Below are 11,809 nucleotides of genomic sequence, written 5' to 3' on the forward strand. Positions count from 1 at the left end.
TTGTGCATGAGGTAAATGATGACAGAAAGAGAAAACTTTAAGTCCCGTCTTGGTTTTATTCTGATTGCTGCCGGTTGCGCCATCGGTCTTGGCAACGTTTGGCGTTTCCCGTTTATCACGGGGCAGTATGGCGGTGCCGCCTTTGTTTTGATTTACCTCTTCTTCCTGTTGATTTTCGGATTCCCGATTCTTGTGATGGAATTTGCGGTTGGCCGCTCGTCTAAGCGTGGCGTGGGCCGTTCGTTCGCCATCCTTGAAAAGCCTGGGCACAAGTGGCATTATGCGGGGATTCCGATGATTGCCGGTAACTACCTTCTCATGATGTTCTATACGACGGTGACGGGGTGGATGCTCTATTACTTCTACCGCATGGTGACGATGGGCGACCTCATGAAGATGACGCCTGCAGAAGTCGGTGCTGAGTTTGGCAAAATGCTCGGAAATGGCCCCTTGCTCTCGTTCTGGATGGTCGTTGCAACTTTTGCTGGGCTTTCGATTGTGGCGCTTGGACTCCAGCGCGGTGTGGAACGCATCACGAAGACGATGATGTCTGCGCTCCTTATCATTATGCTCATCTTGATGGTTCGTGTGCTCACGCTCCCTGGTGCAGGCGAAGGCCTTAAGTTCTACTTGTTGCCGGACTTTGCAAAGCTCAAGGAAGCGGGGATTGGCGAGGTCGTGTTTGCGGCTCTTGGCCAGTCGTTCTTTACGCTTAGCATTGGCATTGGCTCCATGAGCATTTTCGGTAGCTACATCAAGAAACAGCATTCGCTCTTGACCGAAGCTGCTCATATATGCGTGCTTGATACAGGTGTCGCTTTGATTGCTGGGCTTATCATTATTCCGGCGTGCTTTGCGTTTGGACTCAAGCCGGATGCTGGTCCGGGGCTTATTTTTGCAACGCTTCCGAACGTGTTTGCGCAGATGCCGGCAGGTCGTGTTTGCGGTGCAGCATTCTTCCTCTTTATGTCGTTTGCAGCGCTTTCTACGCTTGTGGCGGTGTTTGAAAATATTGTCGCTTACTGGATGGATGTGCGCAATGTGGAACGCAAGAAGGCGGTGAAGTGGAACTTTGTCGCAATTACGATTTTGTCGCTCCCGTGTGCGCTCGGCTTTAACGTGCTTTCGGGTTTTGAACCGTTTGGCCCTGGCAGCTGCGTTTTGGATTTGGAAGACTTCCTCGTTTCGAATACGCTTTTGCCGCTGGGTTCGCTTATCTTTGTGCTGTTCTGCAACTCCCGCTATGGCTGGGGACAGTTCAAGTTTATCTCTGAAGCGAATTTGGGTGTGGGCATGAAGTTCCCGAAGTTAAAGATTTTGCATCTCTACTTCAAGTGGGGCTTGCCGATTATCATTTCCGTGATTTTCGTGCTCGGGTACATGCAGAAGTTCGCACCGGGTTTGTACAACAAGATATTTGAATAAAATCGTTTAGTAAATCGCTTAATATGCCCGCCAGAATGAACTGCGCGGGCGTTGTTTGTATGTCATGCCCGCCTCCGAGCGGGCATCACCTTTTTTAGCTGAATGAAACAATTAATGTTAAGGCAAAGCAAAGCAGAATGCCTGCGTAAAATCCGCCGAGCAGATCATCTGCCATGACTCCCCAAGCTCCGGGGAGTTTTTCCATTTTATGGATGCCGAGCGGTTTGAGAATATCGAAAAAGCGGAACAATCCAAATGCAAGCGCGAGAATCCAAGGACTGTGTATAATGACATCGCACGGAACGAAAGCTAGTGCCATGAAAATCCCGCAGACTTCGTCAATCACGATCCAGCCAGGGTCTTCGGTGCCGGTATCTTTCATGGCTTTTTTCACAAATGGAATGGCGGCGAAAAAGACGAATAATGCGGCAGCAAGGAAGGTCAGGCTTATGAAAATACCGAAGTTCGTGCCGCCGATGTAGAGAACTTCGTCTTGCCCTAAGTGCGATTGTGAAAAAATTGCTATGGGGTAGGCGACAATTGCTGCAGCCAGACTTCCCATGGTGCCGGGCGCTTTCGGGCTCATGCCTGAGCCGAAAAATGTCGTAATCAATGCTGAAATTTTGTCGGTTTTGCGCCATTCGTGCGGAACGCGCTTCTTGCCATACTTTTCTTTAAGTTCTTGTTTATTCATGATGAAGTGGTTGGTAAACAGTGGTTAGTGGTTAGGGGGAATGGTCGTTAGTCATTAGTCATTGGTCATTGCTTGATTGGGTCGTTATGTTTTTTCGTCATGCTGAGTGTAACGAAGCATCCAGGGCGATTTGAAACTTGACTGGATTCTTCGCGGTTTCTCACCGCTCAGAATGACGAATCATGAAGTTTAATTCTAAAAGCCTCATGCCTCAGAGTGGCGTAAGCCTCGAGCCCATACCCCAGAGGCACAACGTGCCGACCTCACACCTCATCCCCCTACCTCCGGCGGCCACGGGGCTTCGGCGATTTCTTTTTCGTGCTTCTCGGCGGCGGCTCGCTTCTCGTGCCAGCGTTCGAGCTGTTCCTTGAAGGCTGCGCGCAGACGTTCCATGCCGATGTTCTCCTTTGCGCTGATTTGAATGGCGTCAGGATAGTTCTGCAAGAGTTCTGTGCGGCGTGCTTCGTCGGCAACTTCGACCTTGTTGAATACGCGGAGTCTCGGAGTATCCTTGTCGATGATGCTTTCGAGCGTATTGTGCGTGACTTCCAAATGATCGCGGTAGTCCGGGGCGCTTCCATCAACGACTTCCAAGATGCAGTCCGCATGGGCGGCCACGCCGAGCGTACTCTTGAATGTTTCAATCAAGTTGTGGGGAAGCTTGCGGATGAATCCGACTGTATCGGAAAGGATGATGTTTTCGCCATCGAGGAATAGCTTACGCGTAGTGCTGTCAAGCGTTGCAAAGAGTTTGTCTTCAACATAAACGTCGGCGCCTGTTAAGCGGTTCGTGAGCGTGGACTTGCCCGCGTTCGTATAGCCGACAATGCCGACCTGGAAAATGTCATTTCGTTTATCTGCTTGCTGCTCGCGGGCATCTTCGATTTTCTCAAGCTTTTTCTTGAGTTCCTGGATGCGCTTGCGGATCATGCGGCGGTCAGTTTCGAGCTGCGTCTCGCCCGGCCCTTTGGTGCCGATGCCGCCATTGTGCTGGCGGCAAAGGTGCGTCCACGCACCGGTGAGACGCGGCATCATGTACTGCAATTGTGCCACTTCAACCATCAGGCGGCTTTCTGCCGTGACGGCGTGCTTTGCGAAAATATCGAGAATAAGTCCCGTGCGGTCGAGAACCTTGATGCCGGGCATGCGTTCTTCGAGATTGCGCACTTGCGAACCCGAGAGGTCGTCGTCAAACACGACCATCTTAGCGTTGTCTTCTTCGAGAGCGCGTTTGACTTCGTTTACCTTGCCTTCGCCAATGAGTGTTGCCGGGCTGAAGTTCTGTACGCGTTGTAAAAAGCTGCGAGTGACGTATGCGCCTGCGGTTTCGGCGAGGCGACCGAGTTCTGCAAGTTGCTCGCCTGCAAGCCACGGACGAACTTTAGGGGTCGCGATGCCTACGAGAATGCATCGTTCTTGCTCTTTCTTGTGCTCGACCGGTTTAGCGCCTTTTTTCTTTGGTTCTTCCATATTCTCTTTCGTTATAAATACGGTTGAAATATATCAAAAAATAAAAGCGTTTTTTTTACGGACTAAAATGGAATATGGTGAATCTATTAAAAAGACTGTAATGGTTTGTTTACCTAATTTGTGGTGTTCTGAATTTCTCAATATTTCGGAAATGTGTTTTTTGAAATTTTTTCAATGTTTATTTGCATACAAATTGCTTATTTGTAATATTTCGTTTATTGTGATATATTGCACATGAAAAAACTTATACTAAATTTGAGGATACAAAAGTTAGGGATTTGTATGAGGAAATATATCTGCCTTGGAATGGGGGCGACGTTTGCGTTCGCCATGAGCGTCTATGCTCAAAATTACAAAATTAATAAAGTCGGTAGTGACGAAGAACAGTCGTTCAACGTTATGCTGAATCAAGCTGTTGTCAGTGAAGCGCCTGCAGGCTCATGGCTTAGCGTAACACCGATAATCCCTGATGGAAAAGTATTTAAAGGCTTTACCGTTTATGATGCATACGGCGATGCTCGTGATCAAAGAACTGTTTCTACGACAGAAAAAAATGATGCGCAGTTCTTGATGCCAAATCATGATGTTTATGTGACAGCTTCGTTTGAATCGCTTCGCTATTTCCTTATTGTTAAAAATACAGATAACGGAAATGTATCTCTTGCGTTTAATGACCGTTATAGGGATCGTACCAAGCCGGGTACAAGAGTTACTGTAAGTCCGAGTGCCGCCAATGGCTTTAAGCTTGCTTCGATTCGCGTAAGCAAGAACCTTGATGATGGTACAATAGTGCCTTGCACTCAGGTAGAACCTGGCTCGCAAATTCCTGGCATGTGGGGAATGGGCGGTAACGCTGTTGAAGGTAGCTGCGCTTTTGACATGCCGAATTTTGATGTTGAAGTTACTGCATCTTTTGTTGCTGAATCTGTTGATTTATCTTCGTCTAGTGCAGAAGAGTCCTCTTCTAGCAGTGAACAGGCAGCTTCTAGTTCTAGCTCCGTGATTGCATCGAGCTCATCGAGTGAGGTTGTAGTTTCTTCTAGCTCAAGTGCAACGCCCGCTTCTTCTAGCAGTGTAAAGGTTGAGTCCAGCTCAAGCGCAAAATCTGTTTCCTCTAGCAGTGCAAAGGCTGTGTCCAGCTCAAGCGCGAAGCCTGCATCTTCAAGCAGTGCAAAGGCTGTGTCTAGTTCGAGTGTCAATGCCGCTTCTTCTAGCAGCGCAAAGGCCACATCCAGTTCAAGCGCAAAATCTGTTTCCTCTAGCAGTGCAAAGGCTGTGTCTAGCTCGAGTGCCAAAGCCGCTTCTTCTAGCAGCGCAAAGGCTGCGTCTAGCTCGAGTGCTAAGCCTGCATCTTCAAGCAGTGCAAAGGCCGCATCTAGCTCGAGTGCCAAAGCCGCTTCTTCTAGCAGTGCAAAGGCCGCATCCAGTTCAAGCGCAAAGCCTGCTTCTTCTAGTAGTAAAAAGTCCTCGTCTAGCTCGAGTGCCAAAGCCACTTCTTCTAGCAGCAAAAAATCAACATCTTCAAGTTCGAAGGCTGTATCTAGCTCCAGCGTTATCCCTGATATCGTTGTCGAAGCTGTGGGCACCGAAGAAGATATGCCGAGTTGCACTGTCAAGCGCGAAAATATGACGTATTATGTGACAGAGCTCAAGACCGTGTTTGTGTGCAAGTCTAGAATTTGGACAAAGTTTAATCCGGGAATGAAGCTTGAAAAGGTTGCGCCTATTGCAAAATTCACGGCTGTCGTGAATGGCCGCAATCTCAAGATTTCGGGCGCTAAAATTGGAAGCGACATTAATTTGCTCGACATGCAGGGCCGCGTGATTTACAACGCTCGCGTTGACGCCGCTAACTTCTCGGTGAATGTTCCTCAGAGTGGGGCCTATGTGCTTCGCATTGGGTCTGAGCAGAGGATTGTGAATGCTCGATAAGTGAAATGTTTTAAGACTCCATGAGCAAACTAGACCCTGCGCAAGTGGGGTCTTTTTTTTTCTATATTTGTCCCCGTCAGGGCCTATCATCCAGGTAGGTTCCTAGTCCGGCCAAAACATGCCTCATGGGCACGGCCGATAAAGGATATATAATGGCAAAGAAAGTTCAGGATGCCCTCAAGGACATCATCTCCCTCTGCAAACGCCGCGGCTTCATTTTCCCCGGCTCCGAAATTTACGACGGCCTCGCCAACACTTGGGACTACGGTCCGTATGGCGTGGAACTCAAGCGCAACATCAAGAATCTTTGGTGGAAGAAGTTCGTGACTTCCCGCCACGATGTGCTTGGTCTCGATAGCTCTATTCTTTTGAACCCCCGCGTTTGGAAGGCTTCTGGCCACGTGGGTAACTTCTCTGACCCGCTCGTGGACTGCCTCGCTTGCCACGAACGTTTCCGCGCTGACCAGCTCCTCGAAGAAAAGCTCGGTGAAGGCTGCTGCGCTGGCAAGAATTTTGACGAAGTTCACCAGATGATGGTGGACAACAAGATCGAATGCCCGACTTGCGGCAAGACCGATTGGACAAAGCCGCGTGCTTTCAACCTCATGTTCCAGACTGAAATTGGCGTGATTGAAGGCGAAGGCAACAAGGTTTATCTCCGTCCGGAAACCGCTCAGGGTATCTTCGTGGACTTCCGCAACATCGTTGACAACGTCCGCCCGCGCATCCCGTTCGGTGTCGGTCAGATCGGTAAGTCTTTCCGTAACGAAATTACTCCGGGTAACTTCATTTTCCGTACTCGCGAATTCGAACAGATGGAACTTGAATTCTTCTGCGAACCGGGTACCGAACTTGAATGGTACAACTTCTGGCGCAAGTATTGCTTCGACTGGCTCGTGAACGATCTCGGCGTGAAGAAGGAAAAGCTCCGCCTCCGCGAACATGCCAAGGAAGAACTTTCTCACTACTCCAACGGCACCACCGACGTCGAATACGAATTCCCGTTCGGCTGGGGCGAACTCTGGGGCATTGCTTCTCGTACGAACTACGACCTCACGCAGCACCAGAACGAATCCAAGGTCAAGCAGGAATACATCGACCCGGTCCAGAACAAACGCTACATCCCGTACGTTGTCGAACCGTCTCTCGGTGTGGAACGTTTGCTCCTCGTGCTTCTCTGCAACGCTTACGAAGTCGAAAAGCTCGAAAACGACGAACGTACCGTGCTCCACTTCGATCCGAAGGTTGCTCCGGTCAAGGTCGCCGTGCTCCCGCTCGTGAAGAAGGGCAAGGTCAAGGAAAAGGCCGAAGAACTTTATCAGAAGCTCCTCAACCGCTGGAACGTCGAATACGACGAAACGCAGTCCATCGGTAAGCGCTACCGCCGTCAGGACGAACTCGGCACGCCGTTCTGCGTGACCGTTGACTTCGACACTGTTGGCGAGGGTGAATCCGATCCGGCAAAGCTCGGCTACGTGACTGTTCGCGAACGCGACTCCATGAAGCAGGAACTCGTCGCTATCGACAAGCTCGAAGCTTACCTCTTCGAAAAGCTCGGCTGCTAATTAGTAGGCTGTAGGCAATGGTGGCGCTTTGCTCCACAATTGTCATGCCCGCCCCGGAACACAGTCCGGGGTGAACTCCGGCGGGCATCTCCTTGTCGGAGGTATGTTTGTAAAAAGAGAACTCGGAAACGGGTTCTTTTTTTATATTTCTGCCAAATGATTCTGAACAAATTTAAAAGTCTGCTGGCCATTCTACTGCTTGCATCGACCTGCCTGTGGGCAGAACCAGTCGGTACATCTGGGAAAAGTTCCGATGACGAACGGAGCTATTGGATCGATATCGCTTTATTCTTTGGCTCGTGGGTTGGTACTACTACGGGTGATGTGAATAAGTATCTTGATGTGAAGATGGGATTTCCGTTCATTATTGATTTCGAATTGCAGCTTTCACGAGTGGCGGTAGGCTTTTACTACAGTTGGGGATTGATACATAGTTTCCCATACCTCTACGACGATGGTTACTTTACCGAATATGATCGCGACAATGAAGCAACGGACGAATCCCTTGGGCTTACTTTGGGTTACGCGGTATTCAATACGCGTTATGTGGAACTGCAGCCTTTTATTGGTATTGGAGGAAATATCTTCAATAATGGCGCTGACGATATGCAATTTTCTACGTTTATCATGGGAGGAAACGTAGATTTTCGCTTTGATTCGGGCTATATTAATGCGGGTGAAATCGGTTTTAATTTGGGACTTATGCTTCGTCTTAAGTATATTGCGGAATTTGGGTCGTTCTCCGATAAATACCGTGATGTCAAATATGAGAACTACTACATAAATCACATATTCGCAATAAGCCTAGGTATAGCGATTATGTAAATTGAGGCTACCTACTTTTTTTTGTACGAAATTTATTATTTTGTAATAGAAGGAGGTGCTGAATTGTACTATTTAATGCTTTTGCTTGCGATTGTCTGCGAAACGGCGGGGACAACGCTTTTGAAATTTTCGGAACAGTTCACGCGTGTTGTGCCGACGGTAGCTTCGCTCATTTGCTATGTGGCATCCCTTTATTTCTTGAGCGTTTGCCTAAAAGTCATCCCAATTGCGGTCGCTTATGCGATTTGGTCTGCACTTGGGGTTGCTTTTATTACTATAATCGGAATTGTAGCCTTTAAGCAGGTGCCAGATATTGGTGCTTATATTGGCTTGTTCCTGATTGTATCGGGAGTCGTTGTGTTGAACCTGTTCTCTAAAATGGATGTGCACTGATGAATTTTTTGAAGGCTTTTGCGATTGTCGCTATTGTTGGTGGAATTGTTGCCTGTAGCGATGAGAATGCGTCGGCTGTATGGAACTCCGCGGAATTGTCATCCAGCACTGTCATCCCGGATTCTAAGGTCTCTGAGCCTGCCGAAGTGCCGGAATCTTCTTCAGGCGTTGTCATCCCGGACTCTGTTCCGGGAACGCCATCTAGTAGTAGCACGGAAAATGTCGCACAGTCTTCATCAAGTGAAACAGTCGCGGATACCGTTTGGCATCAGGCGAATCTTACTTGGTACACGTCATGGCCGGAACCGGATAGTGAAGAATGCATTGAGTACAATGGCTGCACCTGGGCGGGTTACTTTGCTGGCGTTGAAGGTCAAATGACCGAAGAATGGGTGAGTCAGCACAACATCATTGCCGTTCACGAAAAGGACTGGAATCAGTATAAGCTTAAGACTTTTAGGCTCCGCATGAACGGCTCCACGATTGACGCCGTGGTTTATGACATGTGCTCCGACAGCGATTGCGATGGATGCTGCACTGAAAATGCTGGCGAAATTGGATTCCTCATCGACATCGAAAAGTACACCCGCGAACGATTTGATGGCAATGGCGATGGTGTAGTGGAATGGACCTGCTTGGATTGCGAGTGATTATGAAGTTGAAAACATTAAGTCGTTATTCGATAGTTTCTGCCTTTGCGTTTGCTGCTGTTGCCTTCCTTGCCTGTGGAGGCGAAGTTATAAATGGCGAAAATTTGGGCTGCCCTGAAGATGTTGTTTGCGATACTGCGTTCGTAAATACCAAGGCCTATAGCTTTGTGTATTTCTCTGGCAAAGACAAATTGGATACGGTGACCGCGACAACCGATAAAATGTCCTGCAATCTTTGGAAGGGATATTTTGAATGTACCTTAAAGAAAACGTATTCGACTTGCAGAGTTGTGTATTCAAAAGCAGAAGCGTCCGTTAAATCGGATGACGAGCCGGTAACTCACCAGAAGGTAGAAATCAAGCGTGGTGACACGACTTACATCAACTATGGCAAAAATCGACTGATGGATTATATTCCGCCTTATGTTGAAATCCCCAAATTTGATTCGAAAAAGCTAAAAGCAGCCTTTGATACGGTAATTGTTGAACCGACGAGTTATGAATCCGAAAAGTTAAAGGGTGAATCCCGGAAATTTGTTGATGCATACTATATAGAATACAGCGGTTTGCCTGATTGGGCGTATGTTTCTAAAAATTCAGGGCAGTTACTTGTACTAGATGGAGAAGATGGTACACGTAAAGCGGATACGACGTTTATTTCGGATGGGATTTATCTCATTGAAATATCTAGCTGTACAAAAACCGTGTATATCGATTATCCGAAAAAATTAATTGCGTATCAGTCCTATGTGAATGTTTATGCCGATTCGACGGAATTGCCGCGAAAGGATACAACGGTCAAGTGGATGGCTCATTACACAGATATGTATGGCACTGAAGATTCTTTACAAGTCAAGACTTTGTTTAAGATAAAGCGGAAAAAGTAAAAGAAAAAGCCGAATGAGTTTGTCTCATTCGGCTGAATTTTTTTGAGGGGTTAACCTCCTTTGGTGGTTACTCCCACTCAATTGTTCCGGGCGGCTTGTGCGTCACGTCGTACCACAGGGAGCCTGCGCCTTCGGCTTCGAACTTGCGCCAAAGACCGGCGAGCATGCCCTGGTCGATTTCGGCGAAGTTTGCCGTCATGGCTTCGGTGGAGTTCACCGGGCGCATCACGATGCAGGGCTTGTTTGCCGTGCGGAGCGGAACGAGCACGACCGGCATCTGCCAAATCTTTTCGTACAAGTCGTTGGCCTGCAAGAATTCTGTGCATATGTTATCGAACTTGCGGAGCGTATCGAAGTTTTCGCGGGTGGCGTACTGTTCGACAAGCTTCGGATCTTCATCGGCGACGCTACCAATCTGGTAAATCACGCGATTGATGGCCTTGAAGCGGTTGGCAAGTTCGGTAGAGAACTTTTCGCAATCCTTCCAGCTTAGGCCCGGAGTCGTGATGAGGAACGGCTGTGCGTAAGTACGGCCGTCACCCTGGACGCCCACGCTCTTAATCGGGAGCATGCGGCCTGCAATGTTGTTTGCCTTGAGGTAATCGGCGAGGGACTGACCAGCGGTGTCCTTCACGTCTTCGAACTTTACCATGTCGCTTGTGAGCTTGCCTTCGCTGCAGAGCAAACGAACGCCGAGACCCGGACCCGGGAACGGGTGACGCCACACGAGGTTGTGCGGAATGCCGAGTTCTTCGCCGAGGGCACGGACTTCGTCCTTGTACAAGTCTGCGAGCGGTTCGAGCACAAGGCCCTTTTCCATGAGGTCCAGAACTTCTTGCACGCGGTTGTGGTGCGTCTTGATCTTGTCAGCGTTCTTGGTGCCGCCGCTTTCGATGGTGTCGGGGTAGATGGTGCCCTGAGCCATCATCCATTCGTTCGGATCGAGGTTGAGCTTAGCCATTTCCTCGTCCTTCACCGTCAAGAATTCCTTACCGATGATGCCGCGCTTGGTTTCGGGAGCGGTTATGCCCTTGAGCTTTGCAAGGAAGTGTTCGCTGGCGTCGCGGATCTTGAGGTTGTTCATACCTTCCTTCGTGAGGAAGTCCATAATTTTCTGGGATTCGCCGAGGCGCATCATGCCGTTATCCACGTGCAAGCCGAGAACCTTTTCCGGTCCGAGTACGCGGTTCAAGAGCACGAATGCAACGGTGGAGTCCACACCGCCAGACACGAGCAAGAACACCTTGCGGTCCTTGACCTGGTCCTTGATGCGCTGCGTGATGAGCGGCAAGTAGCTCTTCATGTTCCAAGTTTTCTTGGCACCCGTAAAGTCGACGAAGTTTTCGAGAAGCTTCATGCCGAACTTACTGTGCGTGACTTCGGGGTGGAACTGGATGCCGAAAATCTGGCGTTCAGGCTTGTCGCTATCGAATGCAACGGCTGCGATTTCGCAGTCCTTGGTGCTGGCTACGATCTTGTAGCCTTCAGGAAGCTTTGTGACTTGGTCTCCGTGGCTCATCCACATCGGGGAAGCCTTCGGGAGTCCCTTCAAAAGCGGGCACTTTTCATCGCCGACGATAAGGTCTGCAATGCCGTATTCCTTGACCTTGCCCGGTTCCACGTGACCGCCCAACTGCTGGGCGATGAGCTGGTGACCGTAGCAGATGCCAAGCTTCGGCACCGGGAGGTTCAATATTTCAGGATTGTATTCCGGAGCGTCTGCAGCATAAACGCTGGACGGACCACCACTGTAAATGATGCCCTTCACACCTTCGAGTTCAGAAACCGGGGCGGCAGGGGAGTGAATCTCGGTAAACACGCCGAGACGGCGTACACGGTTGGCAATCAAGTGAGCGTACTGCCCACCAAAGTCCAAAACGGCAATAGTATCAACGTTTTTCATACATCGCAAAGATAGAAAAACCTTCAGAAATCTGAAGGTTTTATAATACTCACTTTGAGGATTTG

General features: G+C 49.1%; 10 protein-coding genes. 7 read left to right on the forward strand and 3 right to left on the reverse strand.

Features of this window, described 5'->3' with window-relative positions; all coding sequences use genetic code 11:
• Positions 1 to 18 precede the first annotated feature (18 nt).
• Positions 19 to 1,425 (forward strand): sodium-dependent transporter, encoded by a 1,407-nt coding sequence (locus B7991_RS03615; RefSeq protein ID WP_088629634.1) that lies wholly within the window; start codon positions 19 to 21, stop codon positions 1,423 to 1,425.
• 94 nt (positions 1,426 to 1,519) lie between these two features.
• On the opposite strand, the gene B7991_RS03620 is transcribed toward B7991_RS03615, so the two are convergent.
• Together B7991_RS03620 and hflX are read right to left on the reverse strand one after the other, a co-directional pair.
• Positions 1,520 to 2,119: a phosphatidylglycerophosphatase A gene (locus B7991_RS03620; RefSeq protein WP_088629635.1), complete on the reverse strand. Its 600-nt coding sequence runs from the start codon at positions 2,117 to 2,119 to the stop codon at positions 1,520 to 1,522.
• Between the two features lie 270 nt (positions 2,120 to 2,389).
• Entirely contained in the window at positions 2,390 to 3,589 is a 1,200-nt protein-coding gene (gene hflX, locus B7991_RS03625) for a GTPase HflX (RefSeq protein ID WP_088629636.1), read from the reverse strand.
• Positions 3,590 to 3,871: 282 nt separating this feature from the next.
• Between hflX and B7991_RS03630 the strand changes: the two genes are divergently transcribed.
• From B7991_RS03630 to B7991_RS03655, 6 genes are all read left to right on the forward strand, one after another.
• Positions 3,872 to 5,521 carry a hypothetical protein gene (locus tag B7991_RS03630; protein ID WP_088629637.1) on the forward strand — a complete coding sequence of 550 codons (1,650 nt, stop codon included), beginning with the start codon at positions 3,872 to 3,874 and terminating at the stop codon, positions 5,519 to 5,521.
• Positions 5,522 to 5,673: 152 nt separating this feature from the next.
• Entirely contained in the window at positions 5,674 to 7,086 is a 1,413-nt protein-coding gene (locus tag B7991_RS03635; RefSeq protein WP_088629638.1) for a glycine--tRNA ligase, read from the forward strand.
• 156 nt (positions 7,087 to 7,242) lie between these two features.
• Positions 7,243 to 7,911, forward strand: coding sequence for a hypothetical protein (locus B7991_RS03640; protein ID WP_088629639.1), 669 nt, complete (start codon positions 7,243 to 7,245; stop codon positions 7,909 to 7,911).
• Between the two features lie 75 nt (positions 7,912 to 7,986).
• The gene (locus B7991_RS03645) at positions 7,987 to 8,304 is read left to right on the forward strand and encodes a multidrug efflux SMR transporter (protein ID WP_088629640.1); all 318 of its coding nucleotides are present in this window, start codon (positions 7,987 to 7,989) and stop codon (positions 8,302 to 8,304) included.
• Positions 8,304 to 8,954: a hypothetical protein gene (locus B7991_RS03650; protein ID WP_254917833.1), complete on the forward strand. Its 651-nt coding sequence runs from the start codon at positions 8,304 to 8,306 to the stop codon at positions 8,952 to 8,954. Before B7991_RS03645 ends, B7991_RS03650 begins: the two co-directional genes overlap by 1 nt.
• Before the next feature lie 2 nt (positions 8,955 to 8,956).
• On the forward strand, positions 8,957 to 9,841 hold the full coding sequence (locus B7991_RS03655) for a hypothetical protein (protein WP_088629641.1): 885 nt from the start codon (positions 8,957 to 8,959) through the stop codon (positions 9,839 to 9,841).
• A gap of 67 nt (positions 9,842 to 9,908) precedes the next feature.
• Here the strand turns inward: B7991_RS03655 and guaA are convergent, their stop codons facing one another.
• Complete coding sequence (gene guaA, locus B7991_RS03660; RefSeq protein WP_088629642.1) at positions 9,909 to 11,744, reverse strand: glutamine-hydrolyzing GMP synthase; 1,836 nt, start codon at positions 11,742 to 11,744, stop codon at positions 9,909 to 9,911.
• Between the last annotated feature and the right edge of the window lie 65 nt (positions 11,745 to 11,809).

Origin of the sequence: Fibrobacter sp. UWB3, from assembly GCF_002210405.1 — a bacterium.
Classification (GTDB): domain Bacteria; phylum Fibrobacterota; class Fibrobacteria; order Fibrobacterales; family Fibrobacteraceae; genus Fibrobacter.

Coding starts and splice junctions, on each gene's coding strand:
- B7991_RS03635 (WP_088629638.1), top strand. CDS start 5,674: ATGGCAAAGAAAGTTCAGGATGCCCTCAAGGACATCATCTCCCTCTGC.
- B7991_RS03630 (WP_088629637.1), top strand. CDS start 3,872: ATGAGGAAATATATCTGCCTTGGAATGGGGGCGACGTTTGCGTTCGCC.
- B7991_RS03645 (WP_088629640.1), top strand. CDS start 7,987: ATGCTTTTGCTTGCGATTGTCTGCGAAACGGCGGGGACAACGCTTTTG.
- B7991_RS03655 (WP_088629641.1), top strand. CDS start 8,957: ATGAAGTTGAAAACATTAAGTCGTTATTCGATAGTTTCTGCCTTTGCG.
- hflX (WP_088629636.1), bottom strand. CDS start 3,589: ATGGAAGAACCAAAGAAAAAAGGCGCTAAACCGGTCGAGCACAAGAAA.
- B7991_RS03615 (WP_088629634.1), top strand. CDS start 19: ATGACAGAAAGAGAAAACTTTAAGTCCCGTCTTGGTTTTATTCTGATT.
- B7991_RS03640 (WP_088629639.1), top strand. CDS start 7,243: ATGATTCTGAACAAATTTAAAAGTCTGCTGGCCATTCTACTGCTTGCA.
- guaA (WP_088629642.1), bottom strand. CDS start 11,744: ATGAAAAACGTTGATACTATTGCCGTTTTGGACTTTGGTGGGCAGTAC.
- B7991_RS03620 (WP_088629635.1), bottom strand. CDS start 2,119: ATGAATAAACAAGAACTTAAAGAAAAGTATGGCAAGAAGCGCGTTCCG.
- B7991_RS03650 (WP_254917833.1), top strand. CDS start 8,304: ATGAATTTTTTGAAGGCTTTTGCGATTGTCGCTATTGTTGGTGGAATT.